Source organism: Microbacterium sp. NPDC055988 (assembly GCF_042269505.1).
Classification (GTDB): Bacteria; Actinomycetota; Actinomycetes; order Actinomycetales; family Microbacteriaceae; genus Microbacterium.
Genome location: NZ_JBHJXY010000001.1, coordinates 2,117,508 through 2,143,927 on the forward strand (window position 1 = coordinate 2,117,508; position 26,420 = coordinate 2,143,927).

Sequence of the window (26,420 nt, forward strand, 5' to 3'; positions counted from 1 at the left end):
GCGAGAGAATGTACGGACGACTCGCAAAAAACCCGCCTTACTCTTGATCCCATGTGTGGAATCGTCGGATACGTGGGCCCGCGCCCCAGCCAGGACATCCTTCTCGCCGGCCTCGCCCGGCTCGAGTACCGCGGCTATGACTCCGCGGGCGTCGCCGTGATCGACGGCGACGGCTCGCTCGGCATGCGCAAGAAGGCGGGCAAGCTCGCCATGCTGCGCGACTCGCTCGCCGACGCGCCGCTGCCCGACGGGTCGACCGGCATCGGTCACACCCGCTGGGCGACGCACGGCGGGCCGACCGACGTCAACGCGCACCCGCACCTGGCCGACGACGACAAGCTCGCGGTCATCCACAACGGCATCATCGAGAACTTCTCGGCCCTGCGCGAAGAGCTGCTCGCCGACGGCGTGGTGTTCCGCAGCGAGACCGACACCGAGGTCGCGGCCGCACTGCTCGGGCGCGAGTACGCCGGCAACGGCGGCGACCTGCAGCTGGCCTTCCGCAGCGTCGTCAACCGCCTCGAAGGCGCCTTCACCCTCCTCGCGATGCACCAGGACCACCCGGGCCTCGTGGTCGGCGCCCGCCGCAACTCCCCGCTCGTGATCGGGCTCGGCGAGGGCGAGAACTTCCTCGGCTCCGATGTCGCCGCGTTCATCGAATACACCCGCAAGGCGCTGTCGATCGGACAGGACCAGATCGTCTCGATCACGCCGGAGGCCGTCACGGTCACCGACTTCGCCGGCACGCCCGTCGAGGCGGAGCCGTTCGACGTGTCGTGGGACGCCGCCGCCGCCGAGAAGGGCGGATGGTCGAGCTTCATGGCCAAGGAGGTCTCCGAGCAGCCCGAGGCCGTCGCGAACACGATCCGCGGACGCATCCAGGACGGCCAGGTCGTCATCCCCGAGCTCGACGGACTCGACGAGCTGTTCGTCGGCATCAACCGCGTCATCATCACCGCCTGCGGCACTGCGTCCTACGCGGCGCTCGTCGGCAAGTACGCGATCGAGCAGTGGGCACGCGTCGCGGTCGACGTCGAGCTCGCGCACGAGTTCCGCTACCGCGACCCGGTGATCGGGGCCGACACGCTCGTCGTCTCGATCAGCCAGTCCGGCGAGACCATGGACACGCTGATGGCCGTGAAGTACGCCCGCGAGCGCGGCGCACGCACGCTGTCGGTCTGCAACACGCAGGGCGCCACGATCCCGCGCGAGTCGGATGCCGTCGTCTACACGCACGCCGGCCCCGAGGTCGCCGTCGCCTCGACCAAGGCGTTCTCGGCGCAGATCACCGCGCTGCTGCTGCTCGGCCTGCACATGGGCCGTGTGCGCGGGGCGATCGCCGACGCATCGACCGACGTGGCCGAGCTCGCAGCTCTCCCGGAGAAGATCGCGAAGGTCCTCGAGAGCGAGCAGGAGCACGTCACCCAGCTGGCCGGCTGGATGGCCGACACCCGTTCGGTGCTGTTCCTCGGTCGCCACGTGGGCTACCCGATCGCGCTCGAGGGCGCGCTCAAGCTCAAGGAGATCTCGTACATCCACGCCGAGGGCTTCGCCGCGGGCGAGCTCAAGCACGGGCCGATCGCGCTCATCGAGCCGGGGCAGCCGGTGTTCGTGCTGGTGCCGTCTCCGCGTCACTCCGCACTCGTGCACTCCAAGGTCGTCTCGAACATCCAGGAGATCCGCGCCCGCGGCGCCCGTGTGATCGTGATCGCCGAAGAGGGCGACGCCGCCGTGCTGCCGTTCGCCGATGAGGTCATCCACATCCCGCTGGCCGGCGCGATGTTCGAGCCGCTGCTCGCCGTCGTGCCGCTGCAGATCTTCGCGATGGCGCTCGCCACCGCCAAGGGACTCGACGTCGACCAGCCCCGCAACCTCGCGAAGTCGGTCACGGTCGAGTAAGCCCCTCTGCGGCGGAGGGGCGAACCACCCCTTCGTGTGCGAACCACCCCCTTGCGTGCGCACGCAAGGGGGTGGTTCACATTCAAGGGGGTGGCTCGGAGAGGACAGTAGGCTGAACGAGTGATCATCGGCACCGGCATCGACCTCGTGGACATCCCGCGATTCGAGCGGACGATGGCCCGAACGCCGCGCCTCCGGGAGCGGCTCTTCGCCCCTTCCGAGCGCACGCTACGTCTTCCCTCGCTCGCGGCGAGATATGCCGCCAAAGAGGCGCTCATCAAGGCGCTCGGCGGTTCCGACGGCGTGCACTGGACCGAGATCGAGATCGCCTCCGAGCCGTCGGGGCGCCCGCACTTCGTCCTCACCGGTTCGACCGCCGCGGTCGTCGAGGAGCGGGGCATCCGCACGCTGCATCTGACCCTCACCCACGACGCCGGTCTCGCCGCGGCGTTCGTCGTCGCCGAAGGAGCCCCGCTGTGACCGTCCCGTTCCGCGAGGCGACCATCGATCTCGATGCCATCGCCGACAACGTGCGGCACTTCCGCCGACTCACCGGCGTCGAGGTCATCGCCGTCATCAAAGCCAACGCCTACGGGCACGGCGCCGCCGCCACCGCTGTGGCCGCACTCTCCGCCGGTGCCACGCGCCTCGGCGTCGCCGAGATCCCCGAAGCGCTCGAACTGCGCAGGCAGGGCGTGCACGCGCCGCTCATGGCGTGGCTGCACGCGCCGGGGGAGCGGTTCGAGCACGCGGCCGCGCAGGACATCGAGATCGGCATCTCCTCCTTCGACCAGCTCGAAGCGGCTGCCGCGGCGGCAGCGGTCGACCGACCCGTGGGTGTGCACCTGAAGTTCGAGACCGGGCTCTCGCGCAACGGCATCGCCCCGGCCGATTGGGGGCGCGTGCTCGCCGAGGCCGCACGCTTGGAACGCATCGGGCGGCTGCGCATCGTCGGGCTGTTCAGCCATCTCTCGAACACTTCCGCGGACGACGACAGGGCGGCGCTCGCGAAGTTCGAGGAGGGCGTCGCCGCGGCGGCATCGTTCGGCATCCATCCGGAGATCCGCCACATCGCCGCCACCGCCGCAGCCATCGACCTGTCCGAGATGCGACTCGACGCCGTGCGCATCGGCCTCGGCCTGTTCGGCCTTTCTCCGTTCGACGACCGCAGCTCCGCCGAGCTCGGATTGCGACCCGCCATGACGCTCCGCGGAGCGATCGCCGCCGTGCGCCGCGTGCCGGCGGGTACGGGCGTCTCGTACGGCTACGACCACCGCACCGACCGCGACACGACGCTGGTCCTCGTGCCTCTCGGATACGCCGACGGCGTGCCGCGGAGCGCATCGGGGAAGCTCCCCGTCTCGATCGGCGGACGCCGTTTCGTGAACGTCGGGCGGATCGCGATGGATCAGTTCGTCGTCGACGTCGGCGACACCCCGGTCTCGATCGGCGACGAGGTCGTGCTCTTCGGCGACCCCACCCTCGGTGTGCCCTCCGCCGCCGATTGGGCCGCGGCGGCCGACACCATCAACTACGAGATCGTCACGCGCATCGGCCCCCGCGTTCCCCGGCGGGCATCATGAGCCTCGACCCGGCCTTCCTCGGCCGACGGGAGATCGCGACGACCGAGGCGATGGAACAGCTGGGCTTCCGCATCGGCGAGCAACTGCAGGCGGGCGACCTCCTGATCCTCACCGGCCCGCTCGGCGCCGGGAAGACCACCTTCACGCGCGGTCTCGCCGAGGGGCTCGGAGTGCGGGGGCCCGTGCAGAGTCCGACCTTCGTGATCGCGCGCACCCATCCGTCCCTCATCGGCGGGGCCCCGCTCGTGCACGTGGATGCCTACCGTCTCGGGTCTGCCGCGGAACTCGACGACCTCGACCTGGACCTGCAGCGCTCGGTGGTCGTGATCGAGTGGGGACGCGGCATGGCGGAGGAGCTTGCCGATTCATGGTGGGATATCGAGCTGGAGCGGCCGGTCGGCGCCTCCGACCTCGACCCCGCCGCGCTCGATCCCTCGGAACTCGACGCCGACGCTCCGCGGATCGTCACGATCGTGCGCGAGGAGATCACGTGACGGCGGCCGCGCGAACCCCGCTCGTCGCCGTCATCATCGAAGACGACCCCGGGGTCCGCTCCCTCCTGGACGAGGTGTTCCTCGCCGCCGGGTTCGAGACCCACCTCGCCGGGTCCGGCCCGGAGGGCATCGCAGCGATCGAGCACCACCGCCCCGTGATCACCACGCTCGACATCAATCTCCCCGGCATCGACGGGTTCGAGGTCGCCCGGCGCATCCGCCGGGTGAGCGACACCTTCATCATCATGCTGTCTGCGCTCTCCGACGAGTCGGACGTGGTCCTGGGGCTCACCTCCGGTGCCGACGAGTACCTCGTCAAGCCGTTCCGGCCGCGTGAGCTGCGCGCGCGCATCCAGGCGCTCCTCCGGCGCCCCCACATCGCCGAGATCCACTCGGACACCTCGCCGGCCCCGACCGTCGAGCACGAGCCGTCGGCCGAAGGCGCCACCGTCCTGACGTGGCGAGGACTGGTGCACCGCGACCTCAGCCTCGACCTGGACACGCGTCTCGTGCTGGTCGGGCAGAAGCGGATCGATCTCACGCCGACCGAGTTCGACCTGCTCGCGGCGATCCTCGATGCCCGGCTCCGAGTGCTCAGCAAGGCGGATCTCGCGCGCGGACTGCGGGGCGCACCCGACGGCGCGAACGACTACGTCAGCGAACCCGACAAACGCGCGATAGAGACGCACATCGCGAACCTGCGTCGCAAACTCGGCGACAGCTCGTCGAGACCGCGCTACATCGAGACCGTCCGTGGAGTCGGCTACCGACTGACGTCCGCCGACGACAGAGCGAGCTGACCGGGGCGGAGCCGCGGTTCCCCAACCGCGGCCCCGATGCCTGCGAATCCCCATTCGCGTGGCCCCAGCTTCTGCGCTATTCCCCAGTCGCAGCGTCGGCCCCCACGTATGAATCTAGGGGTGCGAAGCCGCCTGAAGAGCGGGCTTGTCCGATCTTTGAGTAATCTTGCGGTAAAGCTGAGGTTCTTGGGGGAGGGCGAGCGTCGATGATCCGCACCGTGTCGATCTGGCGCTGGCAATTGGTCTTCACCGGCAGCCTGGTGGCCATCGTCGTGATGGTCGCCGCCTTCAAACCTCAGACACTCGGAGTCCCCCTGTTCTTGGCGGGGATCACGCTCGTCGTCGTCACGACACTCGCGACGCTGATCGTCCCCTGGCACCGCCTCCCGCGAAACGCGGTGACCGTCGTGCCGTTCCTCGACGCCCTCGCGGTGGGCCTGACCACGAACGCTCCCGACCTCCGGCTCGGCTTCCTGTGGGTCTTCCCGGTGGTGTGGCTCGCTTCCTACTTCGCGATGCCGTGGGTGGTGGTGGGTATCGCCTTCATCAGTCTCTGCCTGGTCCTGTTCGCCGAACGCACCGGCACACCGGCCGACGTGCTGCTGCGCGTGCTCACCGCGGTCATCACCCTGGGCTTCCTCGGGGTGACGGTACGGATCGGGGCTCAGCGTGCGCGCGCCTCCCGGCGTCTGCTCCAACGGCGTTCCGAGCAGATCAACCGTGCCGCCGAGCGCGCGGAGACCAACCAGCAGCGGGTGACGCAGATCATCGACGCACTCGGTGTGGCGCTCGCCGTGGTCACGGCGGAGGGACGCATCCTGCAGATGAACGACGCCTACCGGGCCCTGTACGGGCGCGACCGCTTCGGTGCCGCACTGCCCACCGCGGCCGTCGAATACGACGGACGGCGCGGCGCGACAGTGCCACCGGAGCGCACGACGCTCGCTCGTGCGGCGCGAGGTGAGAAGCTGCAGGACGAGAGGGTCTGGCTGTTCGACGGCACCGGGCAGTGGCACGCGCTCGAGGTGACCACGCAGGCGGTGGCCAGCGCGAGAGCGAGCGATCAGATCACCCTCGTCATCATCGACGACGTCACGATGCTTCTGGAAGCAGCCGAGGAGCGGCGCGCGCTCACAGCGATCGTCTCGCACGAGCTGCGCAATCCGCTGACCGCGATCGTCGGCCATGTCGACCTGCTGCGCGAGCGCGAAGACCTCCCCGGTCGCGTGCCCGCGCAGCTCGAGGTCATCGCGAACGCGGGAGAGCGGATGCAGGAACTCGTCACGAACATGTTGGACCAGACGGGACGACCGGCGGAGGACCCGTTCGAGCCGGTGGACCTTCGTCAGGTATTCGAGGCCGCCGCCGCATCCTCCGCCCCGCTGATCACCGCCAACCGTCAGCGACTGGAGGTCACCGGCGTGGACTCCCTGGTGATCTACGGCGATGCGTTCCAGCTCCGTCAGGTGCTCGACAATCTGCTCGGCAACGCCGTCAAGTACACGCCGTCGGGCGGGCGCATCACGGCGCGGTTGCGCGCGATGGGTGCGCAGGCCGAGCTCGTCCTCTCCGACACGGGTATGGGCGTCGCGCCGGACGAGCTTCCGCGACTGTTCCAGCCGTACTTCCGCTCCGACGGTGCCATCCGCGGCGGCATCGCCGGCACCGGTCTCGGCATGGGGATCGCCCGCGAGATCGTGGTCGCGCATGACGGCAGCATCGACGTCGCGAGCGAGCTCGGGCAGGGCACCACCATCACACTCCGCTTCCCCCGCCGCCGTAAGAAAGAGGTGCAGGCATGACGCCTCTCGTGCCCGTCAACGTCGACGTCACCACGAGCATGGTGGCGGTGGTGACCGTGTTGACCGCTCTGGTGCTGGGACTGGCCACACTCGCCCGTCCCTCGCGGGCAACGATCGTGTGGGGGACCGCCTTCGGGCTGGCCGTGCTGGGCGCCTACGTCTGGCTTGCCGGCCACCAGAGCGATTTCCAACCGCTTCGCAGCGCCGCATCCGCCCTCATGCTGTGCGTCGAGCCGCTGATCTGGCTGGGTCTGCGGATGCACTTCGGCCGGCGTGCCCCCTGGTGGCCCGTGCTGACATTCGTGACCGCCGCTCTCGTGCTGCTCGTCGCGACCTCGGACACGCCGTGGTATCTCCCCTCCTTCTATGTCGTCTTCCTCGGCAGTGGCGTCTTCGCCGGGCTGATCGCCTACGAGCTGCTCCGTGGGCAGCCGGTGGCGCGAGACATCGTCCTGCCCCTCGCGCTGGCGTCGTGCGGGTTCGTCGTGGTGGCGGTCGCCAGCGCCGTCAGCGCGCTCGCGGTGGGTCCGGCGAGCACCGATGAGCAACTGAGCGCTCTGCGGGGCATGAACGCCGTCGGCACGCTCATCATGAGCACCTGCGCGGCTTTCACCCTGGTGCTGCTGGTGCGGGTGGGAGCGCCGCAGCAGACCGAGGTCGACGGCGTCGCCCAGCGGGCGCGTCGCAGGCTCAGGAAGGCGGAGGCCCAGAACGATCACGGCTGGTCGGTGCTCGAAGTGCGCCTCGACGACCCCGCCGACCTCCGCGAGGCCACGACCGGCTCGGAGTTCACCCGCATCGTCGACCGCTTCCATGACGACATCCAGGAGGCCCTCCCGCCACTGGCCGACGCCGAGCGGGTGGACGACGACCGGGCGCTGGTGGTGATCCGCGCCAGCGATGAGGCCGTGAGATTCCACATCCGGGCGGTGCTGAGCCGCATCTCCGACATCGAACGCGATGGTGCGGTCGACGGCATCCGCTGCTCGGCCAGCATCGGATGGGCGGCGGCAGACACCTGCGGCTATGACTACGACGTGCTCGTGGCGGAGGCGGCACGCGCGGCCGGGCGTGCGCGTGAGGCGGGTGGCGACCAGTGGAAACGGGCGACAGGAGTGGGCGTCGCCACCGCCTGATCGTCGAGTGCGGACGCGCCGACTAGGACGGGCGGGACTCGCGGCCCCTGGCGAGGGCGGCGACGATCGCGTCCTCGGCATCGGCTCCGGTCTCGGCCGCGGCCGACACGTTCTCGGCGACCACGGCTTCGATGATCTCGGTGCGCTGGATGCGCGTCTCGCGCGGCGCCTTCACGCCGATGCGCACACTGTCGCCTTTGATCTCGAGCAGCGTGATCTCGATGTCGCCGTCGATGCGCACGCTCTCGCCGATCCGCCTCGTCAAAACCAGCATTCGTTCAGCCTACTGCCGCGGAGACGGCGCCGATCGACGGCGCAGGCGCATCACGGACCACACCGACCGTCTCGATCGTGAGCGCAGCGGAGGTCGCCTCCGTGTAGGAGAGCACCGGGAGGCCGTCGGTCTGGGCCGATACGAGTCGTCGCACGGCGGGACGCAGCGACGGGGCGCACACCAGCACCGGCTCGCCGCCTTCGCGCACCGAGGAGACGGCCTGCTTCACCGAATCGACGACGGATTCCATGCGCTGCGGGTCGAAGACGATCTGTGTGCCGTCGTCGCCGGGGCGCAGGTTCTCGAGCATGGCCTGCTCGAGGAGCGGATTGATCATCACCACGCGCAGGATGCCCGCATCGGCGAAGCGCGCGGCGATCGCGGGTCCGAGCGAGGCCCGGGCCGCCTCGATCAGCCCCTCCGGGTCGGTAGACGTCCTCGCCCGCAACGCCAGTGCCTCGTAGATACGGCTGAGGTCGTTGATCGGCACCCGTTCGGCGAGGAGGCCCTGGAGCACGCGCTGGATCTCGGCGAGCGACAGCAGCGCGGGCGTGAGCTCCTCGACGGCGGCCGGTGAGGCCTGCTTGAGGGCGTCGGTGAGCTGACGGACGTCTTCCCGGCTCAGCAGGCGCGCGGCATGGGCATGGATGACGCTGGAGAGGTGCGTGATGATGACGCTGGCCCGGTCGATCACGGTGGCACCGGCGAACTCGGCACTGTGCCGCATCTCCAGGGGGATCCACTTGCCCTCCAGCCCGAACACCGGGTCGAGGGTCGCCGTGCCCGGGAGCGACTCCAGACCTTGTCCGAGTGCGAGCACGGAGCCGACCGGCGCCGTGCCCCTCCCGGTCTCGACGCCGGCGATGCGGATGACGTACGTCGCCTGCGCGAGCTCGATGCTGTCGCGCGTGCGCACCGGCGGGGTGATCAGGCCCAGGTCGAGGGCGATCCGACGCCGGAGCGCCTTCACCCGGGCCAGGAGGTCGTCGGGGCCGCCCGTGACCAGATCGACGATGTCGGGGGAGAGGAGGATCTCGAGGGGGTGCACCCGCATCTTCTCGATCAGCTCCTCCGGCTGGTCGGTCGGGGCTGCCGCGGGCGTCTGGGCCGCGATCGCCTCCTCGCGCTGCTGGTTCGCCTTGATGCGCTGCGCCACGAGCAGCAGGAGGGCGCCGATCGCGACGAACGGCAGCATCGGCATGTGCGGGATGAGCGACATGATGATCGCGGCGCATCCCGCGATGATGAGTGCGTTGCGGGACTGGCCGAGCTGCGCCGACGCGGCCGTCCCCATCTCGGCCTCCGCCGTGGAGCGGGTGACGATCATGCCGGTCGAGACGGCCATCAGCAGCGCCGGGATCTGTGTGACGAGCCCGTCGCCGATCGTGAGGAGGCTGTAGGTGCTGACGGCCTCCTCGATCGACATGCCGTGCTGCACGAGGCCGATCGCGATGCCGCCGACGATGTTGATGATGATGATGACGAGTCCGGCGATCGCATCGCCCTTTACGAACTTCGAGGCACCGTCCATCGCGCCGTAGAAGTCGGCCTCGGCGGCGACCTCCGCGCGGCGCTCACGGGCCTCGGCATCGGTGATGAGCCCGGCGTTGAGGTCGGCGTCGATCGCCATCTGCTTGCCGGGCATGGCGTCGAGGGTGAACCGTGCGCCGACCTCCGCCACGCGCTCCGCACCCTTGGTGACGACCACGAACTGGATGACCACAAGGATGAGGAACACGACGGCGCCGATGATGAGGGAGCCGCCGACGGCGATCGCGCCGAACGCCTCGATCACCTGCCCCGCATAGGCCTCGCCGAGCACGAGTCGGGTCGAGGCGACGTTGAGCCCGAGTCGGAACAGCGTCGCCACCAGCAGCAGCGAGGGGAACACCGAGAAGTCCAGCGGCTTCTTCACGAACATCGACGTGAGCAGGATCACGAGGGCGAACATGATGTTCAGGATGATGAGGATGTCGAGCAGGAACGGCGGTACCGGGACGACGAGCAGCATGATGATGCCGACGACCCCGATGGGCACCATGAGCTTGACGAACAGCTGTCTCATGCGGTCCTCCGGTAGGGAAGGGTGTGGATGCCGCGGGCGGCGCCGCGCCGACGCAGGGCGTCGACGAATACGAGCACGCGCGCGACGGCGTTGTACAGGTCTTCGGGAATCTCCTGGCCGAGCTCGCACGCGGCGTGCAGAGCGCGGGCGAGCGTGATCTCGCGCACGAGCGGCACACCGGCGCGCACGGCCTCGTCGCGGATGCGCTCCGCGATCACGCCGCTGCCCTTCGCGACGACCTTGGGTGCCGCGCGACCGGGCTCGTACCGGAGGGCGATCGCGATGTGCGTCGGGTTGACGACGACCACATCCGATCCCGCGACCGCGGCGATCATGCGGTTGCGGCTGACGGCGAGCTGCCGGGAGCGCCGCTGCTGACGGATCAGGGGGTCTCCCTCGGAGCTCTTGTTCTCGTCGCGGATCTCGCGCTTGGTCATGCGGGTGTGCTTGCGGTTGCGGCGCATCACGACGAACATGTCGATCGCGGCGAGGACCAGCCCGACGGCGATCGCGGTCTGCAGCAGGGCGGCCGTGCCCTCGGCCGCCGTGCCGAGCAGGCGCGAGATCGAATGGGCGCCGCTGGCGGTGAGCACCGGCATCAGCCCCGCGATGACCACCCAGAGCGCGAGGCCGATCGCCGCGGTCTTCAGGAGCGCCTTGGCGCCCTCCCACAGCGCCTGCAGCCCGAACACGCGACGGATGCCGGTGACGACGTTGAACTGCTCGAAACGTCCGGTGAGCGGTTTCAGATGCACGCCGCCCTGCACGACGGCGCCGATCAGTGTGACGATCGCGACGGCGGCGAGCATCACCGCGAGGGTCGGCAGCACCGAGGCCAGACCGCGTCCGAGCGCGCCGAGCGCCGCCTCGGGCGTGGGGCTGAACACCAGGGAGGTGACGGTGAGGAGCTGCTCGGTCCCGGCGGCAGCGCCGAGCGCGATGGCCGCCGGCATGGCGATGGCCGCGGCACCGATCCCGAGCCACGCGGTGAGGTCCTGGCTGCGTGAGAGGCGCCCCTTCTTGCGAGCCTCATTGAGGTGCTTGTCGGTGGCCTTCTCGCTGCGTTCGCCGGTGTCGGTGCCGCTCATTCGTGCACCCCCTGCATCATCTTCAGCGCCTGCCCGGAGAGGGCGTCGACGATGCCGGGGAGCACGGCGTACACGGCGCCGGCGAGCAGCAGGGTGAGCAGAATCTTCACCGGGAAGCCCATCGCGAACGCGTTGAGCGCGGGAGCGACGCGGGTGATCAGACCGAGCCCGACATCGGCGAGGAACAGCACCAGCACGAGCGGGCCGGCGATCTGCACAGCGGCCAGGACCATCTGCGACACCCCGTCGATGAGAAGTTCCGCCGGGGCCGCCACCTCGAAGATGCCGTCGACGGGCACCGCCTCGAAGCTGCGGGCGAGGCCGGCGAGGATGAGCTGATATCCACCGGAGGCGAACAGCAGCGTCAGCGCGGTGATGTGGAACAGCCGGGTGAACTGGGCGCCGTTCACGAGCGAGTGCGGGTCGAAGGCCTGAGCCAGCTGGAAACCGCCGAACACGTCGATCAGGCTGCCGGCGGCCTGCAGCGCCGAGAAGCAGAGCAGCACGAGGAAGCCGAGGAGCGCTCCGGTGAGCACCTGCAGCACCAGGGCGCCGAGGAACGGGCCGGTGTCGAGGTTCTCGTAGCCGGGAGCGACGGCCGTGCCCGCGGCGAGGGAGAGGCCGATCGCGAGCATCGCCTTCACCCGCACCGGGATCGCCCCGTAGGAGAACGGCGGGGCGATCATGATGAACGCCGTGATGCGCACCGCGGCGAGCATGGTCGCCTCGAGCCACGCGAAGTCGATGGGGATGTACACCTCGTCACCCGCTCAGCAGTGAGGGGATGCGGGCGAACATCTCGTTCGTGAAGGCGATCATCTCGGCGATCATCCAGTTGCCGGCGATGAGCAGTGCGATGCCGACGGCGACGATCTTCGGCACGAACGACAGCGTCACCTCCTGCACCTGGGTGATGGACTGCAGCAGCGAGATCGCGAAACCCACGACCAGCGCCGTGACGAGCACCGGGGCGGCCAGCTTCGCCGCGATGATCAGGCCCTGGGTGCCGATGTCGATGACCGCTTCGGGGCTCATCCCACACCTCCGTAACTCTCCAGCAGGGCGCGGATGATGAGCCCCCAGCCGTCGACGAGGATGAACAGCAGGATCTTGAAGGGCAGCGAGATCATGACGGGCGGCAGCATCATCATGCCCATCGACATCAGCGCGGCGGCGACGACCAGGTCGATGACCAGGAACGGGATGAAGATGACGAAGCCGATGATGAAGGCGGCGCGGAGCTCCGAGATCATGAACGCCGGGATGAGCGTGTACATCGGCACGCTCGAGGGATCCTCGGGGTTGGGCTGGCCCGCCATCCGTGTCATGAGGGCCAGGTCCTCTTCGCGCGTGAAGCGCAGCATCCACTCCTGCAGCGGCAGCTGGCCGACATCGATCGCCTGCGTGAAGGTGAGCGTGCCGTCAATGTACGGCTGCACGGCGACCGTGTTGATCTCGGTCAGCACCGGCCACATGATAAACAGCGACAGGAAGAGGGAGAGCCCGGCCAGCACCTGGTTCGGCGGGATCGTGGGCAGAGACAGGGCGTTCCTGGTCATCGCCAGCACGACGAAGATCTTCGTGAACGACGACATCATCAGCAGGAGCGCGGGGGCGACCGAGAGCAGCGTGATGCCCAGCAGCGTCAGGATCGATCCCGACGGGCCGCCGTCGACACCGTTGATGTCGATCGTGACGCCCTCGCCCGGGTCGTCGGGGGTGACCTCGGCGTGGGCGGCGGTGCCCGTGAGCAGCGTGAGAACCGTGACCAGGATGAGGGCTGCGACGAGGATCAGTGCGACTCGTCGCAGCGCGCGGCCGTCGACGACCCCACGGGACGCGCTCATCGCGTGCGCCGGATGGCCTCGGCGGTCTGCCGCCAGGTTTCGGGGGAGAGGATGGAGCCGCGCAGCGGATCGTTCCGGTGACGGACGCGGCGCTGCGGAGCAGGCCCAGAGGCCGATGCCGCGGTCGTCTCGGTCCGGGCGGTCGCGGCGAGGATGCGGTCGAACTCCTCGGCATCGGATGCCGCCTCCGACGTCGCCGCCGACCACACGGGACGGGTGTCTTCGTCGGGCTGAGCCGCGGCCTTCACCGGCAGCTTGTCGACCACGCTCACGCCGTGCTCGGTGACACCGAGGACGTAGCGGGCGTCCTCGGTCTGGACCACGACGACCTGCGCCTTCGGACCCACACCCTGCCGCCCGAGCACCGTGATGACCTCACCGTCGCGACGACGAGCCTGCGTGCGCGCGACGCGACGCTGCAGGAACCACAGCACCCCGAGCACTGCGGCGAGCGAGAGCACGACCCGCAGGCCGAGCAGGAGGTCGTCCAGGGTCAGGCCTCGACGTTCTCGAGGATGCGGGTGATCCGCACCGCATAGTCCTGGTCGACGACGACGACCTCGCCGTGCGCGATGATGCGGCCGTTGAGCTTGATGTCGGCCGGGGCGCCGGCGGAGCGGTCGAGCTCGACGATGCGGCCGGGCTCCAGATCGAGCACATCGCGCACCGCCATCCGGGTGCGTCCGATCTCGACCGTGAGCTCCATCTCGACGCCCGCGATGCGGTGCAGTCGGCGGGACGGGCTCGATGCCGCCGCCGGGGTGCGTGTGACGACGACCGCGAGGCGGCCGATCGTGCGGTCCGTGTCGTCCTGCAGGTCGAACAGCTGCGCCGACGCGTTCGAGAAGAGCGGAGAGGCATCGCCGATCACGGCCTCGCCCAGCGCGCCGGCTCCCAGCGCGCTCGTGGACGCTTCGAGGGCATCGCGCAGACGGTCGGCCAGGGGCGCGCCCGCGAGTCCGTCGACCAGGGTCTCGGGGTCGAAGAGCTGCACGGCGAGCTGCGCGCTCGCCTCGCCGACGAACTGCACGATCACGGCGTCGCCGGTGTCTCCGGAGACCTGCGAGGCGCGAGCGGTCAGTGCAGCCGCGGTCGGCAGCGATGCGGCGAAGGCGGCGGCGACGGCGGACTCATAGGTGGTGGTGCTGGTCACGTGGGCTCCTCGGCGAAGACGGGATCGGGGACGGTGGTGGCGACGACGCATGCGAGACGGGCGCCGGCGCTGCCCACGGCGGCGGTGGCGACGGTCTGATCGCCCACGGCGAGCAGCATCGGGCGGTCGGCGGAGTGCGGGAAGGCGACGATGTCGCCGACGGCGAGGTCGAGCACTTCGCGGGGGAGCACCGCGCGCGGAGCGAGCCGCAGCGAGAGCTCGACGGGGGAGACCTCGACCTGGCGTCGGACCAGCCCGGGCGCGGCGACGCGGTCGGCGTCGGAGGTGCGCACGGTGAAGCCGGCGAGGACCGACGCCGGCAGCATGACGCTCACCGGCACCGCCCGGCCCGCGAGGCGCATCGAGAAGCGTGCGACGATGACCGGTTCGCCCGATGCCGCGACCTGCGCGAACTGTGAGCTGTACTGGATGCCGCTCACGGTGACGCCGGAGGGGAGCAGCCCGTCCAGTGAGCCGGTCAGGTGGTCGAGCGCGTCGACGATGAGCGAGCGGATCAGCGCCTGCTCGATCGGGGTGAAGGTGCGGTCCTCCGACGTGGCCGAGGCTCGTCCGCCGACCATCTGCACGATCCAGGTCGTGGCGGCGGAGGTCGGCAGCTGCACGATGAGTCGCTCGTCGGAATCGGGCAGTGCGCACACGATCAGGGTCGTCGTGGTCGGCAGCGAGGCGGCGTATTCGCCGTAGGTCAGCATCCCGACATGCTCGACGGCGATGGTGGCACGCACGTGGATCTTGGCCGAGAGCTGCGCCGACCACTGTCGGGAGAACGTCTCGAAGGCCAGCTCCAGGGCGCGGGTGTGCTCGCGCGATAGCGTCGCCGAACGGCCGAAGTCGTACACCTCGACTTCGGCGGTCTTCGACGCCGTCGCTGTGCGCACGTCGGAGCGCACGCTGTCCTCGATCACCACGAACCCGACTATCGGGCGGTGATCGGCGTGCGTTAGGCGGGAACGGTCAGGAGGTCGGCTGCGCGGCCTGCGCTTCGGGGATGAGTGCTCGCACCTCCTCCTTCGCATCCGAGAGGACGACGATGTCGACGCGCCGGTTCTGGGCCAGCGCCGCGGGCGAGGAACCCGCCGCGACGGGTCGCGTGTCGCCGAACCCGACCGACTTCAGGTGCGCCGGCGGCAGCCCGGACGACTCGACGAGGTGCCGCAGCACCTGGGTGGATCGGCCGGCCGAGAGCTCCCAGTTCGTCGGGAACGGCGCGACCGATCCGCGGACATCGGCGTGACCTTCGACCGAGATCTCGTTCGGGGCGGTGACCAGGACCGTGCCGAGTGCATCGAGGACCAGGACCGCCTTCGAGCTGAGGGTGGTGCTGTTCGTGGTGAAGAACGTCTCGGCGCTGACGAGTCCGATCGTCAGACCCCGCTCGTCGATCGTGAAGGTGACGTCGGCTTCGAGCCCGTTCTCGGCGAGCACCTGGCGCAGACGCTCACGGAGGGCGGAGAGCTCGTCGAACTCGGTCTGCGCGGCCGCCAGGTCGACGTCGGCGAAGTCCTCGCCCTTCTCGTCGATCAGATCCGGAGGGACGACGACGCCGGTCACGGCATCCACGTCCTCCGACGGCTCCTGACCGAACCCGGTCGCGAGGGAGGCGCTGAGCGCCTCGAACTTCTCCTGGTCGACCGTCGACATCGCGAACAGCACGATGAACATGCACATCAGCACGGTCACCATGTCCATGTAGGACGCCATCCATCGCTCGTCCGGACCGCTGTGCTCCTCCTGGGGCACGCGGCGACGGGCCCGGACGCTCATGGCGCCTGCTCCGTCTCCTCGGGTTCCGAGGTGCGAGCCTTCCGGCCGGATCGAGACGACGGCCGCTCGGACACGAGGGCGCGCAGACGTTCGCCGACGAACTGCGGCGGGGCGCCGGCCTGTACGGCCAGCATGCCCTCCATGAGCACGGTCATGCGCTCGAGCTCCAGCTCGCCGAGACGCTGGAGGCGTCCGCCGATGGGCAGCCAGATGAAGTTGGCCGACAGGAGACCCCACAGCGTCGCCACGAATGCCGTCGCGATCATGGGACCGAGGGTGTCCGGCTTGTCGAGCTTCTCCAGCACATGCGTGAGGGAGACGACCGTGCCGATGATGCCGACCGTGGGCGCGAAGCCGCCGAGCGTCATGTAGAAGCGCGAGGCGGTGCGGTTACGGGCAGCGGTCGAGGTGAGCTCATCCTCCAGCAGGGTTCGCAGGTCTTCGGCGTCCGTGCCGTCGGCGATGCTCTGCAGTGCCTGGCGCAGGAACGGGTCCTTCTCGTCCTCCAGCCCCTGCTCGAGGGCGAGGAGCCCTTCGGCGCGCGCCTTCTCGGCGTAGCCGACCACCGTGTCGATCATGCTCGACGCGGTGCGGCGCTCGCCGCGGAAGGCGCGGGGGAGCGACTTGACCGCATGCAGTGCATCGCGCACGGTGCCGCTCGCGATGCCGACGGCGATCGTGGCTCCGAAGACCAGCACCATCGGGGCGGGGATCAGCAGCGATCCGATGGTCGCGCCTTCGAGGTTGATCATGGCGATCAAAGCGCCGAACGCGAGGATCAGGCCGAGGATGAGGGACGGATCCATCAGAGACCGACCTCGGGAGTGCGGGAGTCGCCGTCGGGTGCGGCGATCAGGGCGGCAGCGGTCGCGAGCACTCCGGCCCGGAACCGGGTGATCTGCGCGATCACGTCGTCCATCGTCTCGGTGACGACGAACGTCGCACCGTCGACCATGATGAGCGTCGTGTCGGGCGTTGCCTGGACACGTTCGATCAGGTCGGGGTTCACCGCGAACCGGGAACGGTTCAGGCGCGTGAGGACGATCATGGGCTCCATCCTGGAAAGATCCGTCCGCGTTCCGGGGAGCGCGGACCCGACGGCCCGTCCTGGGCTGTCGGAGGTGACTGTCGGCCGGTGGGCGTCGGGCGTTAGCGACGGGGCCGGTGGGCGCGCAACCGGCCCGCTGGTGCCTTAACCACGAGTACGGGCTCCGTTACTCGTGGTCAAGGGCGCTAAACCTTAGTTTCGAATGGGGCGTCCGAGATAGTGCCCGAACGCAGACCGGGAGGGCTCCCCGCGATCACGCGGAGAACCCTCCCGGGGAAGCAGCGAGCTGCCGCGACTCAGCGCTTGAGGTTCGTGAGTTCCTGCAGAACCTCGTCGCTCGTGGTGATGATGCGGGCGTTCGCCTGGAAACCGCGCTGGGCGACGATCAGGTTGGTGAACTCCTGCGAGAGGTCGACGTTCGACATCTCCAGCGCGCCACTGATGATGCCGCCCAGACCGTCGGTCCCGGCCTGACCGAGCGTCGGCTGGCCCGAGTTGCCGCTGGGACGGAACTGCGAGGACCCGGTCTTCTCCAGGCCGCCGGGGTTCACGAACCCGGCCAGTGCGATGCGCGCGAGCACCTCGGTGTCGCCGTTGCTGAAGGTGCCGACGAGGCTGCCGTCGTTCGTCAGGGCGTAGGAGCTCAGGGTGCCGGCCGGCTTGCCGTTCTGCTCCTTGATGGCGACATCGCTGACGTCGGCGAAGCCGGTGACCGCCGAGAGGTCGACCGTGATGCCGCCGGACACGATCGACGAGGCGCCCGCCTGCTTGCCGTCGGTGAAGGCGAGAGAGGTGCGAGCGCCGGCCGGGTCGGTGACGTCCCAACCGGCGGCCGTGCGGGTGAAGGTGAGGCGCATCGAGGTCTCCGTGCCCTGCGCGTCGTAGGTCTTGATGTCGCGCACGAGCGTGTCGCCGACGGCGGCGCCGGAGGGCAGGTTGCCGGTCACCCGGGCGGTCGTCGTCTCGGCGGCGGGGCTCAGCGCGCCCACGGGAAGCGTGATGTCACCGATGCCCTGACCGGGGACGATCGCTCCGTCGCGCGCGGTCCAGCCCTGCACGAGCGCGCCGTCGGCCGAGACCAGCTTGCCGCTCGCGTCGAACGAGAAGCCGCCGTTGCGGGTGTACAGCGTCTCGCCGCCGGAGCGGACCACGAAGAAGCCGTCGCCGGCGATCATGAGGTCGGTGGGGACGCCGGTGGGCTGCGGTGCCCCCGAGGCGAAGTTGGTGCTGATGCCGGCGACCTGCACGCCGAGACCGACCTGCGCGGGGTTCTGACCGCCGAGGTTCGTCTGCGGCATCATCGAGTTGCGCAGCAGCTGCGACAGCGAATCCTGGAACTGCACGGCCGAGGCCTTGAAGCCGGTCGTGTTGACGTTGGCGATGTTGTTGCCCGTGACGTCGAGCATGGTCTGGTGCGAGCGCAGGCCCGAGATTCCGGCGAAGAGGGAGCGGAGCATGGTGGTGCCTTTCTGGGTGCGGGGCTGATCAGGATTTGGGGACGAGGGAGACGCCGGAGACGGCGTCGAGGGGGATGGATGCTTCGCCGATGGTCACGAGCGGCACGGCGCCCGCATAGGAGACCGAGGTGACGATGCCCTTCTGAGTGACACCGTCTTCGTCGACGTACTGCGCTTCGTGGCCGATCAGTGCAGCCGCGGTCTGCCGCATGCTGAGCGCGAAGCTCTCGGTCGAGGTGGCCGAGAGCGCGGTCAGCTGCTCCATGGAGGCCAGCTGCGTGGTCTGCGAGATCATCTCGTTGGTGTTCATGGGAGAGCTCGGGTCCTGGTTGGTCAGCTGGGTCACCAGCAGTTTCAGGAACACCTCCGAGTCGAGCGTCTTCTTGCGCTCGACCGGGGGAGTGGTGCTTCCGGTCTGTACGCCGGTGGGCGGGATGGTGCCGGTGATGGGGTCGACCGTGGTCATGGGGTTCCTCTCGGATCAGGCGAAGACATCGATGCCGCCGTGCGGCGAGACGAGGGGGACGGGCGGTGTGCCGTCGGGTGCGGTGGGGACGACGACCGGGTTCGGCCGCGCGCCGGCATTCCGGTCGGCGGGGGCGTCGCCGCGGGTCTGTCCGCCGCCTGCGCTCGCCGCATTGCCGTTCGCCGCGTTGCCGTTCGCGGAGCCGCCGCCGTTCGGCGAGCTCTGCGGATTCGACGAGCCCGGACCGTCGTCCGAGGTCGACAGCATCAGGGAGGCGTGCGGTGCCGCGGCCGCGAGATCCCGTCGCAGGTCGGCGAGGACGGCACGCAGCGCCTCGCGCCCGAGGTCGTTCGGGGCGTGCAGCTCGATGTGGATGGCGCCTCCGGAGATATGCGCACGCACGGTCACCGGACCGAGGTTCTCGGGCGACACGGTCAGCGTGAGGCTGTGATCGCCGTCTGCGGCCTGGGCGAGTGCGACGACCGGCGCCGAGATCTGGGGGAGCAGGACCGGCCGGGCGATCGCCGCTGCGGCGGCAGGCGTGCTCGGGGCGACCGGGGGTGGTGATGCGGGAGCAGGGGCGGTGACGGCGGCGGTCGGGCCGGCGGCGTCTGCCGTGGCGGGTGCGGATGCGGCGGGGGCCGAGACGACCGGAGCCGAGCCGGCAGGAGACGCCACGGTGTCGGGTGCCGTATCGGGTGCCGTGTCGGGTGCGGTGGCCGTCGCGACACGGAGTGCCGGGCCGGCATTCGACGCCGATGCCGGCGCGGGAGCCGCAGCGACGGCACCGTGCTCGCCGGCGGCGGCAGCGGAGGGAGCGGGCGAGATGCGAAGAGCGGCATCGGCCGGGACTTCGGCCGTCGTGCTGTTCGTGCCGGACGCTCCCGCCACCGCAGCGGTGCTGACCGGAAGAGATGCGGCACCGACGCCGGGGCCGGACGAGGTTCGCGGCGATGCCCCGGTGAGGGCAGGCGGCGCGGCTGATGCGGCCAGGGCTCCCGCAGATGCCGTGGCGCGTGCCGGATCGACCGATGCGGCGACCGCGCCGGACGCCGCGGTGGTCGGGTGGTCGGCGGAGGCCGCAGAGGCATCCACCGCTCCCGCGTCTGTCGCAGCATCCACCGGCGGCTGCATCGTGTCGGGGTCGGGGTTCGCACCGGTTGTTCCGTCTGCGGGCATCGCCGTCGCCGAATCGTTCGGAGTCGTGAGGGGGGCGAGAGGCGGAGCGACCACGGGAAGGACCTGGTCAGCGGTCTCTGCGGGCGACTCCGTCGTCTCTTTTCCCGCCGATCCACCCTCCGCGGGGACGCCGGCGGAGGTGCCGTCCGCGCGCTGAGCCCGCGCTGCGTCCTGGATCACGTCGGCGAAGGCCGCGGCGCCCGGGGTGACGTCCCGCGAGGACGACGCGCCACCCGGCCGTGAGGCCCGGGAGCCGAGCATGTCGACGATGCCGAGGGCGGTCACGACTGCCCCTCCGTTTCGGTGCGCGATCCGATCTCGTCGAGCTCCGCCTGCTCGGCGTGCAGCTCGGCAGCCCGCACCCGCACGGCGTGCGCCTGGGCGAGACGATCGAGTCCGCGCATCGCCCGTCTCGCCTCGGCGTGTTCCGTGCGGGCCTCGTCGACGGTCTGCGCCTGCAGTTCCGAGAGCGACGTCAGGTCGGCGAGAAGCGTCCGACCGGCGACGCGGGCGGCAGCGAGCGCGGCGAGGGAGCGGACGTCGACCGCTTCGCTCCCGGCCCCGGAGAGGTGAGCGCGAAGGGATCGATCGCGTGCCTCGGTGTGCTGGGCGTCGAGCACCGCGCGGGACAGTCGCTGGGCGGCGGCCCGCTCCTGGATCTCGCGCACGCGCAGCAGGCCCGCCAGGGAGAAGGACCGTGTCATGAGAGACCTCCGAAGCCGGAGACGAGTTCGTCGAGGCGACGCCACGATTCGTCGATCCTGCTCGTCTCGTCGAGGGGCTGGGTGAGGAAGGCCGAGATCGCCCGTTCGTGGGTGATCGCCGCGTCGATGCGCGCGTCGGCTCCCGGCTGGTAGGCGCCGATATCGATCAGGTCGTTCGCCCGGCGACGCGCGGCGAGGACCGCTCGCAGTGTCGCCGCGTGCGACCGCTGTTCCGAGGCGGTGATCTTCCCCGCCACGCGGGAGACGGAGCCGAGCACGTCGATCGCCGGATGGTGGCCGGAGAGGGCGAGTGCACGATCGAGCACGACGTGGCCGTCGAGGATCGAGCGCACGGTGTCGGCGATCGGCTCGTTGTGGTCGTCGCCGTCGACGAGCACGGTGTAGATGCCGGTGATCGAGCCGCGTCGATCGGTGCCGGCGCGTTCGAGCAGCCCGGCGAGGAGCGAGAACGTCGACGGCGGATAGCCGCGGGTCGCGGGGGGCTCGCCGGCAGAGAGGCCGATCTCGCGCTGCGCCATCGCCACGCGGGTCAGCGAGTCCATCATGAGGATGGCGTGCGCCCCGTCGTCGCGGAACGCCTCGGCGATCCTCGTCGCGGTGTACGCAGCTCGGATGCGCGCCATCGCGGGCTGGTCCGAGGTCGAGACCACGACCACGGAACGGGCGAGGCCTTCGGGCCCCAGATCATCCTCGATGAACTCGCGCACCTCGCGGCCGCGCTCACCGACGAGGGCGATCACCGTCACCTCGGCCTCGGTGCCGCGCGCGATCATGGACAGTAGCGACGACTTGCCTACTCCGGAGCCGGCGAAGAGCCCGACACGCTGCCCACGACCCACGCTGACGAGCGTGTCGAGCGCGCGCACGCCGAGCGGAAGAGGGGCCTCGATCCGGTCGCGCCCCATGATGGACGGCGGAGCGTGGTCGAGGCTCACGGGGATCGCGCCCGTCAACGGCCCCTTGCCGTCGATCGGCCGTCCGAGTCCGTCGAGGACTCGTCCGAGCAGTGCGGTTCCGGTCGGTACCCGGAGCGGACCACCGCGACCGCGCACCGGAGCCCCGACGGTCAGACCGGCGACGGCTCCGAGGGGCATGCACCGAAGGCCGTTCTCGCCGATCGCGACGACCTCGGCCTCGACCCCGTCGAGGGTCACGACGTCGCCGACGGCCCCCTCGAGACCGCGCACCTGCACGCTCAGACCGCGCACCTGGGAGACGACGCCGATCCGCTCCGGCCGAACCGCCTCGCGCACGGCGGTCCAGGCCGTCATGACCCGGCCTCGACGAGTGCGCGGCGAGCGCGCTCGAGTGCGCTGCCGATCCGGGCATCGATGTGGCCGTGGGCCAGAGTCGCGACGGCATCGCCGCGCTCGAGCGTGTCGTCGGCGACGAGGGCGAACGCGGTCAACTGTGCATCCGCGGTCTGCAGCGTGCGCAGATCGTCGGGGTGCAGACGCACCTCGCGGATCTCAGCGGGTTCGGCGGCCGCGAGCACTCGCCGGGCTGCCGCCGCCGCAGACGAACCGGCGTCTGAGAGCTCGGCGCCGACGATGAGCTCGGCGAGTTCGATCGCACAGCGCAGCACCTCGTCGCGTGCGGCGGCGGAGAGCTCGTGCTCCCGGTCGCCCAGCGACAGGGCCGCAGCATGCAGGGCGGACACCGCGGTCTCCGTCTCGCGCGCGGCTGCCGCGTCGCGCGCTGCCTGCTCCGCGGCGGCGACCCGCTGCTCCGCCTCGGCCTCGGCCCGCCCGGCACGGTAGCCCTCGGCATGCCCTTCGGCATAGCCCCGCATGCGGGCACGCGCGTGCTCCGCGCCGTCCGCGCGTCCGTCGAGACGCGGGAACAGCACCGGAGAGAACGCGTCAGTAGACATATTCATCCTCGTCGGTGCGCTGCACCGTGATGTCGCCGGCCGCCTCGAGGGCTCGGATCGTGCGCACGATCTCGGCTCTGGCCTCTTCGACCTGCGAGATGCGCACCGGTCCGAGGGTCCGTGCTTCCTCGTCGAGGTTCTCGCGGTTGCGCTCCGAGACGTTGCGGCGGATGAGGTCGGCGATCGGCTGGTTCGCCCCCTTCAGAGCGAGAGCCAGCGAGCGGATGTCCATGCCGCGCAGCACCCGCTGCGTGTCGCGGTCGTCGAGCTTCACGATGTCGGCGAAGGTGAACATGCGCGACCGGATGTCTTCCGCGAGGGCACTGTCGCGGTCCTCGATGCTCGCCAGCAGCGCCTTCTCGACGGTCGCTCCGGAGCGGGCGATGATCTCGACGAGAGGCTCGACGCCGCCGAGGGTTTCCGGAGCATCACGGCTCGCGAAGCTTCCCGTGCGGGCTTTCAGCGCATCGGCCACGATCGCGATCGCCTCCTGCGACGCGGTGCCCATGGTCGCGATCGCGTGGGCCACATCGGTGCGGGTGGGGTCGGGAAGAGCCGCCAGCACCGCGGCCGCCCGATCGGTGGGCAGGTGTGCGAGCACCAGGGCGACGGTCTGGGGAAGCTCACCGTCGAGGAGGGTCGCCAGCTGCGCCGGGTCGGCCGAGCCGAGGAACTCGAACGACGAGTTCATCGACGTCGAGCCCACCCTGCCGAGCACGGCTGCGGCGCGTTCCGCTCCGAACGAGGCCTCCAACAGCCCGGCTGCGAGGTCGCGGCCACCGCGGGCGGGCGGCAGGTGCCCCGTCGCGATCCGGTGGAACTGGCCGAGCGCCTGGGCGGTGGTGGCGGCGTCGAGATCCTGCAGCTCGATGATCTCGGCGGCGACGGCCTCGGCCTCCGACTCCGAGAGGTGCTTCATCACCTCGATCGCCTGCGCGCGGTCGAGGTTCATCAGCACCACGGCCGCTGTCTGTCGGTCGGTCAGGCCGCTCATACGTGCTGCCTGTCGTCGATGAGGGTCCGCAGCAGTTCGGCCGTGCGCTTCGGATCCTGGCGCGTCAGCGAGTCGATCTCTGCACGGCGGCGCTCGAGGCTCACCTGTGCGGGCTCGGGGGCCGGCTCCGGCTCGGGGTCGGGCGTCGTCTCGAGGAAGGCCAGCGGGGTCGTGGGCGCCTCGAGGGCGGTGGTGGCCGCCCCGGGGCCGAGAGCCGCCGACAGCGGGGCGGGCCGGTCGCCGAACAGCTGGTCGAACTCGGTCGCCGAGTTGGCGCGACGCCGCATGCGCACGAGGGCCGCGATCACAGCCAGCAGCAGGGGCAGAGCGATCGCGGCGGCGATGATCGCGGTGTTCAGGAGGACGGCCTGACGCTCTGCCGCCTCGGCGTCCTTGGCAGCCTGGAGCGCGGCCTGAGCGGCTTCGGCATCCGTCTGACTGAAGGAGACGAGCTCGACCGCGATGGAGTCTCCGCGTTCGGTGTCGATCCCGGCGGCGGTCTCGACCAGATCGGTCAGCTGCGCGGTGCTCAGGTCGCCCCCGGCACCCGCGTCGACGGCGACCGAGACCGACTGGCGCAGCACGTTTCCGGCCGGGGTCGAGGTGCTCTGGGTGCTCTTGTTGACGGCGTTGGTCTTCGAGGTCTCCGTGGATTCGGAGGTGCCGTCCGCGCCGGCCGACGGCACCGCGATGTTGTCCGGTCCGAGCACGCCGGCATTGGAGCTCGACCCGTTCTGCGTGTCCGTTCGCGACTGCTCGGTCAGCGGAGGCGCCCCCTCGGCCGGGGTGTAGGTCTCTTCGACGCGCTCGTTGACCGAGCGGTCGATCTCGGCGACGACCGTCACGGTGGCGTTGCCCGGTCCGACGACGGTGTCGAGCATCTGCTGCACGCTCGCCGTGACCCGCGCCTCGTAATCGCCGGCCTGCTGGTCGACGCCGCCGGTGGCCCCGACGCCGGCGGCCGAGAGCGTCTGGCCGCTCTGGTCCACGACGGCGACGTTCTCGGGCTTCATGCCGCTGACCGCCGCGGAGGTCAGGTGCACGATCGCCTCGACCTGCTTCGACGTGAGCGATGCGCTGCCGGACGTCTCCACGAAGACGGAAGCGGTGGCGTCGACGGTCTCCGAGACGAAGACGCTCTCCTCCGGGATGGCGAGCTGCACGGAGGCCGCCGTCACGCCCTCGATCGACGAGATGGTCGCGGCGAGCTCGCCCTCGATGGCGCGCTTGTAGGTCACGGACTGCTGGAACTCCGAGGTTGTCACGCCCATGTCGTCGAGCAGCGAGTACCCGCCGGAGCTCGCACCGGGAAGCCCGGCGGACGCAGCCGCGAGCCGCTGGTCGTAGACGTCCTTCTCCGGCACGAGCACGGTGGCGCCGCCGTCGGCGAGCTCGTAAGGGACCGACGACGACCGCAGCTGCTCGACGACGGCGTTCGCGTCGGAGGCGCTCATCCCCGAGAACAGCGGGGTGTAGGTCGGGCGGCTCAGCCAGCTGGAGAGCGCGACGATTCCGAGCGCGAGCACGGCGACACCGATGATCGCGATCGTGCGCTGCGCGAGGGTGAAGCCCGCGATCACACGTCCGATCCGCTGGAAGACATTGGTCACTGCCTGAGGCATCAGGCCTGCATCCGCATGATCTCGTTGAACGCGTCGACGCCCTTGTTGCGCACGGCGGCGACGAGTTCGAGGGTGACCGAAGCGCGCGAGGAGGCGATCATGGCCGAGTGGATGTCGTCGAGGTCGCCGGTCACGGCGGCGACCTTGAGGGCGTCGGATTCGGACTGCAGGGAGCGCAGCTCGTCGATCGCGCCGGTGACGCTGTTCGCGAAGGCGGTGTCGTCCGCCGCCTTCACGGGAGCTGTGGGCGGGGCGACGGTGAAGGCCGAGGAGATGCCCTCGACGCCGGAGAGGGGATCCATCAGCTGCGTCCGATCTGGAGGGCGGATTCGTATGCGTTGCGGGCACGGTCGACGATGCCGGCGCTGGCCTGGTAGCCGCGCTGGGCGAGGATGAGCTGGCTCATCTGGTCGCCGAGGTCGATGTCGGGGTAGCGGACGTAGCCGTCGGCGTCGGCGAGCGGGTGGTCGGGCTGATGCACGAGACGGCCCTCGGCGCTGCCCTGCACGGCACCGGCCACATAGACCCCGGGCGACTGGTCGCTGGTCTGGGCGGTGATGTACCGGGCCCGGAAGGCCGCGCCGTCGGTCGCTGTGACGGTGTTGATGTTCGCGATGTTGTCGCTGATGGCGTCGAGCCACTTGCGGTGCACGGTCAGTCCGGTGCTTGCGATGCCGATCGCGTCGAAGGTCATGAGGTCCTCATCGCCGCGCGCATCGAGGCGAACGAGCCGTTCACGGCCTGGGTCGCGAACTGGTAGCGCAGCATCGTGTCGACGCTGGACAGGGTCTCGGTGTCGAGGTTGACGTTGTTGCCGTTCAGGCGCGTCGGCTCGAGCGAGGTGCCGACGGTCGCGCCGACCCGCCCGTCGCCCGCCTGGACCGAGTCGGCGAGTGCCTCTTCGAAGCGCACCCGCTTGGCGTGGTAGTCGGGGGTGTTGATGTTGGCGATGTTGTCGGCGATCGCCCGCTGGCGCAGCGCGAGGCCGTCGAGCGCGCTCGTCAGCGCGTTGATGGTCACAGAATCGAACACGACCGCTCCCCGTGTGTGGTGGTGTGGCCGATCCCTGGCCGAGTCTTGCGAGCCATCCGTGCTCTCCCTGATCTATCGGCAGGGTCGCGCGCGGCGTT

General features: G+C 70.2%; 30 protein-coding genes. 7 read left to right on the forward strand and 23 right to left on the reverse strand.

From position 1 onward, the window contains the following. Nucleotides 1–51: 51 nt before the first annotated feature. The 7 genes from glmS to ACFC14_RS10190 all read left to right on the forward strand — a co-directional run bounded on the left by glmS (nucleotide 52) and on the right by ACFC14_RS10190 (nucleotide 7,714). The gene (glmS, locus tag ACFC14_RS10160; RefSeq protein WP_376103739.1) at nucleotides 52–1,899 is read left to right on the forward strand and encodes a glutamine--fructose-6-phosphate transaminase (isomerizing); all 1,848 of its coding nucleotides are present in this window, start codon (nucleotides 52–54) and stop codon (nucleotides 1,897–1,899) included. Nucleotides 1,900–2,019: 120 nt separating this feature from the next. Then, nucleotides 2,020–2,379 carry a holo-ACP synthase gene (locus tag ACFC14_RS10165; RefSeq protein WP_091035074.1) on the forward strand — a complete coding sequence of 120 codons (360 nt, stop codon included), beginning with the start codon at nucleotides 2,020–2,022 and terminating at the stop codon, nucleotides 2,377–2,379. Further along, nucleotides 2,376–3,482: an alanine racemase gene (alr, locus tag ACFC14_RS10170; RefSeq protein WP_376103742.1), complete on the forward strand. Its 1,107-nt coding sequence runs from the start codon at nucleotides 2,376–2,378 to the stop codon at nucleotides 3,480–3,482. The genes ACFC14_RS10165 and alr overlap by 4 nt, the downstream gene beginning before the upstream one ends. Further along, nucleotides 3,479–3,976, forward strand: a complete 498-nt coding sequence (tsaE, locus tag ACFC14_RS10175) for a tRNA (adenosine(37)-N6)-threonylcarbamoyltransferase complex ATPase subunit type 1 TsaE (RefSeq protein ID WP_376103745.1) — start codon at nucleotides 3,479–3,481, stop codon at nucleotides 3,974–3,976. The genes alr and tsaE overlap by 4 nt, the downstream gene beginning before the upstream one ends. Next, complete coding sequence (locus ACFC14_RS10180) at nucleotides 3,973–4,776, forward strand: response regulator transcription factor (RefSeq protein WP_376103748.1); 804 nt, start codon at nucleotides 3,973–3,975, stop codon at nucleotides 4,774–4,776. Before tsaE ends, ACFC14_RS10180 begins: the two co-directional genes overlap by 4 nt. 206 nt (nucleotides 4,777–4,982) lie before the next feature. Further along, the gene (locus ACFC14_RS10185; RefSeq protein WP_376103751.1) at nucleotides 4,983–6,578 is read left to right on the forward strand and encodes a sensor histidine kinase; all 1,596 of its coding nucleotides are present in this window, start codon (nucleotides 4,983–4,985) and stop codon (nucleotides 6,576–6,578) included. Continuing rightward, a complete protein-coding gene (locus ACFC14_RS10190) occupies nucleotides 6,575–7,714 on the forward strand; it encodes a hypothetical protein (protein ID WP_376103754.1) in 1,140 nt (379 codons plus the stop codon). Before ACFC14_RS10185 ends, ACFC14_RS10190 begins: the two co-directional genes overlap by 4 nt. 22 nt (nucleotides 7,715–7,736) lie before the next feature. Here the strand turns inward: ACFC14_RS10190 and csrA are convergent, their stop codons facing one another. The 23 genes from csrA to ACFC14_RS10305 form a co-directional block, all read right to left on the reverse strand. Continuing rightward, complete coding sequence (gene csrA / locus ACFC14_RS10195) at nucleotides 7,737–7,988, reverse strand: carbon storage regulator CsrA (protein ID WP_105711647.1); 252 nt, start codon at nucleotides 7,986–7,988, stop codon at nucleotides 7,737–7,739. Between the two features lie 4 nt (nucleotides 7,989–7,992). Next, nucleotides 7,993–10,053: a flagellar biosynthesis protein FlhA gene (locus ACFC14_RS10200; RefSeq protein WP_376103758.1), complete on the reverse strand. Its 2,061-nt coding sequence runs from the start codon at nucleotides 10,051–10,053 to the stop codon at nucleotides 7,993–7,995. Beyond that, nucleotides 10,050–11,141 (reverse strand): flagellar biosynthesis protein FlhB, encoded by a 1,092-nt coding sequence (locus ACFC14_RS10205; RefSeq protein ID WP_376103761.1) that lies wholly within the window; start codon nucleotides 11,139–11,141, stop codon nucleotides 10,050–10,052. The genes ACFC14_RS10200 and ACFC14_RS10205 overlap by 4 nt, the downstream gene beginning before the upstream one ends. Beyond that, nucleotides 11,138–11,899: a flagellar biosynthetic protein FliR gene (locus tag ACFC14_RS10210; RefSeq protein ID WP_136042810.1), complete on the reverse strand. Its 762-nt coding sequence runs from the start codon at nucleotides 11,897–11,899 to the stop codon at nucleotides 11,138–11,140. Before ACFC14_RS10210 ends, ACFC14_RS10205 begins: the two co-directional genes overlap by 4 nt. Before the next feature lie 4 nt (nucleotides 11,900–11,903). Next, entirely contained in the window at nucleotides 11,904–12,176 is a 273-nt protein-coding gene (gene fliQ / locus ACFC14_RS10215) for a flagellar biosynthesis protein FliQ (protein ID WP_017828226.1), read from the reverse strand. Continuing rightward, complete coding sequence (fliP, locus tag ACFC14_RS10220; RefSeq protein WP_376103765.1) at nucleotides 12,173–12,988, reverse strand: flagellar type III secretion system pore protein FliP; 816 nt, start codon at nucleotides 12,986–12,988, stop codon at nucleotides 12,173–12,175. Before fliP ends, fliQ begins: the two co-directional genes overlap by 4 nt. Then, the gene (locus tag ACFC14_RS10225; RefSeq protein WP_376103768.1) at nucleotides 12,985–13,449 is read right to left on the reverse strand and encodes a FliO/MopB family protein; all 465 of its coding nucleotides are present in this window, start codon (nucleotides 13,447–13,449) and stop codon (nucleotides 12,985–12,987) included. The genes fliP and ACFC14_RS10225 overlap by 4 nt, the downstream gene beginning before the upstream one ends. Nucleotides 13,450–13,481: 32 nt before the next feature. Further along, nucleotides 13,482–14,141 carry a flagellar motor switch protein FliN gene (gene fliN / locus ACFC14_RS10230; protein ID WP_376103771.1) on the reverse strand — a complete coding sequence of 220 codons (660 nt, stop codon included), beginning with the start codon at nucleotides 14,139–14,141 and terminating at the stop codon, nucleotides 13,482–13,484. Continuing rightward, nucleotides 14,138–15,070, reverse strand: a complete 933-nt coding sequence (locus ACFC14_RS10235; protein WP_376103774.1) for a flagellar motor switch protein FliM — start codon at nucleotides 15,068–15,070, stop codon at nucleotides 14,138–14,140. The genes fliN and ACFC14_RS10235 overlap by 4 nt, the downstream gene beginning before the upstream one ends. Nucleotides 15,071–15,116: 46 nt before the next feature. After that, nucleotides 15,117–15,926, reverse strand: coding sequence for a flagellar motor protein MotB (locus ACFC14_RS10240; RefSeq protein ID WP_376103777.1), 810 nt, complete (start codon nucleotides 15,924–15,926; stop codon nucleotides 15,117–15,119). After that, nucleotides 15,923–16,732 carry a motility protein A gene (locus ACFC14_RS10245; protein WP_376103780.1) on the reverse strand — a complete coding sequence of 270 codons (810 nt, stop codon included), beginning with the start codon at nucleotides 16,730–16,732 and terminating at the stop codon, nucleotides 15,923–15,925. The genes ACFC14_RS10240 and ACFC14_RS10245 overlap by 4 nt, the downstream gene beginning before the upstream one ends. Continuing rightward, entirely contained in the window at nucleotides 16,732–16,974 is a 243-nt protein-coding gene (locus ACFC14_RS10250) for a flagellar FlbD family protein (protein ID WP_136042803.1), read from the reverse strand. Before ACFC14_RS10250 ends, ACFC14_RS10245 begins: the two co-directional genes overlap by 1 nt. A 296-nt stretch (nucleotides 16,975–17,270) precedes the next feature. Continuing rightward, nucleotides 17,271–18,431, reverse strand: a complete 1,161-nt coding sequence (locus ACFC14_RS10255) for a flagellar hook protein FlgE (RefSeq protein ID WP_376103782.1) — start codon at nucleotides 18,429–18,431, stop codon at nucleotides 17,271–17,273. 28 nt (nucleotides 18,432–18,459) lie between these two features. Then, the gene (locus ACFC14_RS10260) at nucleotides 18,460–18,897 is read right to left on the reverse strand and encodes a flagellar hook assembly protein FlgD (protein WP_376103785.1); all 438 of its coding nucleotides are present in this window, start codon (nucleotides 18,895–18,897) and stop codon (nucleotides 18,460–18,462) included. A gap of 15 nt (nucleotides 18,898–18,912) precedes the next feature. Beyond that, nucleotides 18,913–20,361: a flagellar hook-length control protein FliK gene (locus ACFC14_RS10265; RefSeq protein WP_376103787.1), complete on the reverse strand. Its 1,449-nt coding sequence runs from the start codon at nucleotides 20,359–20,361 to the stop codon at nucleotides 18,913–18,915. Further along, complete coding sequence (locus ACFC14_RS10270; protein WP_376103790.1) at nucleotides 20,358–20,780, reverse strand: hypothetical protein; 423 nt, start codon at nucleotides 20,778–20,780, stop codon at nucleotides 20,358–20,360. The genes ACFC14_RS10265 and ACFC14_RS10270 overlap by 4 nt, the downstream gene beginning before the upstream one ends. Continuing rightward, on the reverse strand, nucleotides 20,777–22,072 hold the full coding sequence (locus tag ACFC14_RS10275; RefSeq protein ID WP_376103793.1) for a FliI/YscN family ATPase: 1,296 nt from the start codon (nucleotides 22,070–22,072) through the stop codon (nucleotides 20,777–20,779). The genes ACFC14_RS10270 and ACFC14_RS10275 overlap by 4 nt, the downstream gene beginning before the upstream one ends. Then, on the reverse strand, nucleotides 22,069–22,674 hold the full coding sequence (locus ACFC14_RS10280) for a FliH/SctL family protein (protein ID WP_376103796.1): 606 nt from the start codon (nucleotides 22,672–22,674) through the stop codon (nucleotides 22,069–22,071). Before ACFC14_RS10280 ends, ACFC14_RS10275 begins: the two co-directional genes overlap by 4 nt. Beyond that, nucleotides 22,664–23,668: a flagellar motor switch protein FliG gene (gene fliG, locus ACFC14_RS10285; protein ID WP_376103799.1), complete on the reverse strand. Its 1,005-nt coding sequence runs from the start codon at nucleotides 23,666–23,668 to the stop codon at nucleotides 22,664–22,666. The genes ACFC14_RS10280 and fliG overlap by 11 nt, the downstream gene beginning before the upstream one ends. Then, nucleotides 23,665–25,290, reverse strand: coding sequence for a flagellar basal-body MS-ring/collar protein FliF (gene fliF / locus ACFC14_RS10290; protein ID WP_376103802.1), 1,626 nt, complete (start codon nucleotides 25,288–25,290; stop codon nucleotides 23,665–23,667). The genes fliG and fliF overlap by 4 nt, the downstream gene beginning before the upstream one ends. Continuing rightward, nucleotides 25,290–25,592 (reverse strand): flagellar hook-basal body complex protein FliE, encoded by a 303-nt coding sequence (gene fliE / locus ACFC14_RS10295; RefSeq protein WP_376103805.1) that lies wholly within the window; start codon nucleotides 25,590–25,592, stop codon nucleotides 25,290–25,292. Before fliE ends, fliF begins: the two co-directional genes overlap by 1 nt. Further along, complete coding sequence (locus ACFC14_RS10300) at nucleotides 25,592–25,984, reverse strand: flagellar basal body rod protein FlgC (protein ID WP_136042793.1); 393 nt, start codon at nucleotides 25,982–25,984, stop codon at nucleotides 25,592–25,594. The genes fliE and ACFC14_RS10300 overlap by 1 nt, the downstream gene beginning before the upstream one ends. Then, nucleotides 25,981–26,322 carry a flagellar basal body rod protein FlgB gene (locus ACFC14_RS10305; RefSeq protein ID WP_376103808.1) on the reverse strand — a complete coding sequence of 114 codons (342 nt, stop codon included), beginning with the start codon at nucleotides 26,320–26,322 and terminating at the stop codon, nucleotides 25,981–25,983. The genes ACFC14_RS10300 and ACFC14_RS10305 overlap by 4 nt, the downstream gene beginning before the upstream one ends. Nucleotides 26,323–26,420: the final 98 nt, after the last annotated feature.

Excerpts from the sequence above, each read along its gene's own strand:
- fliP (WP_376103765.1), bottom strand. The coding sequence starts at position 12,988 with ATGAGCGCGTCCCGTGGGGTCGTCGACGGCCGCGCGCTGCGACGAGTC.
- ACFC14_RS10275 (WP_376103793.1), bottom strand. The coding sequence starts at position 22,072 with ATGACGGCCTGGACCGCCGTGCGCGAGGCGGTTCGGCCGGAGCGGATC.
- fliG (WP_376103799.1), bottom strand. The coding sequence starts at position 23,668 with ATGAGCGGCCTGACCGACCGACAGACAGCGGCCGTGGTGCTGATGAAC.
- ACFC14_RS10250 (WP_136042803.1), bottom strand. The coding sequence starts at position 16,974 with ATGATCGTCCTCACGCGCCTGAACCGTTCCCGGTTCGCGGTGAACCCC.
- ACFC14_RS10300 (WP_136042793.1), bottom strand. The coding sequence starts at position 25,984 with ATGACCTTCGACGCGATCGGCATCGCAAGCACCGGACTGACCGTGCAC.
- ACFC14_RS10270 (WP_376103790.1), bottom strand. The coding sequence starts at position 20,780 with ATGACACGGTCCTTCTCCCTGGCGGGCCTGCTGCGCGTGCGCGAGATC.
- ACFC14_RS10255 (WP_376103782.1), bottom strand. The coding sequence starts at position 18,431 with ATGCTCCGCTCCCTCTTCGCCGGAATCTCGGGCCTGCGCTCGCACCAG.
- ACFC14_RS10205 (WP_376103761.1), bottom strand. The coding sequence starts at position 11,141 with ATGAGCGGCACCGACACCGGCGAACGCAGCGAGAAGGCCACCGACAAG.
- fliE (WP_376103805.1), bottom strand. The coding sequence starts at position 25,592 with ATGGATCCCCTCTCCGGCGTCGAGGGCATCTCCTCGGCCTTCACCGTC.
- ACFC14_RS10185 (WP_376103751.1), top strand. The coding sequence starts at position 4,983 with ATGATCCGCACCGTGTCGATCTGGCGCTGGCAATTGGTCTTCACCGGC.
- fliQ (WP_017828226.1), bottom strand. The coding sequence starts at position 12,176 with ATGAGCCCCGAAGCGGTCATCGACATCGGCACCCAGGGCCTGATCATC.
- ACFC14_RS10190 (WP_376103754.1), top strand. The coding sequence starts at position 6,575 with ATGACGCCTCTCGTGCCCGTCAACGTCGACGTCACCACGAGCATGGTG.
- fliF (WP_376103802.1), bottom strand. The coding sequence starts at position 25,290 with ATGCCTCAGGCAGTGACCAATGTCTTCCAGCGGATCGGACGTGTGATC.
- csrA (WP_105711647.1), bottom strand. The coding sequence starts at position 7,988 with ATGCTGGTTTTGACGAGGCGGATCGGCGAGAGCGTGCGCATCGACGGC.
- ACFC14_RS10200 (WP_376103758.1), bottom strand. The coding sequence starts at position 10,053 with ATGAGACAGCTGTTCGTCAAGCTCATGGTGCCCATCGGGGTCGTCGGC.
- tsaE (WP_376103745.1), top strand. The coding sequence starts at position 3,479 with ATGAGCCTCGACCCGGCCTTCCTCGGCCGACGGGAGATCGCGACGACC.
- glmS (WP_376103739.1), top strand. The coding sequence starts at position 52 with ATGTGTGGAATCGTCGGATACGTGGGCCCGCGCCCCAGCCAGGACATC.
- ACFC14_RS10240 (WP_376103777.1), bottom strand. The coding sequence starts at position 15,926 with ATGAGCGTCCGGGCCCGTCGCCGCGTGCCCCAGGAGGAGCACAGCGGT.
- ACFC14_RS10245 (WP_376103780.1), bottom strand. The coding sequence starts at position 16,732 with ATGGATCCGTCCCTCATCCTCGGCCTGATCCTCGCGTTCGGCGCTTTG.
- ACFC14_RS10280 (WP_376103796.1), bottom strand. The coding sequence starts at position 22,674 with ATGTCTACTGACGCGTTCTCTCCGGTGCTGTTCCCGCGTCTCGACGGA.
- ACFC14_RS10260 (WP_376103785.1), bottom strand. The coding sequence starts at position 18,897 with ATGACCACGGTCGACCCCATCACCGGCACCATCCCGCCCACCGGCGTA.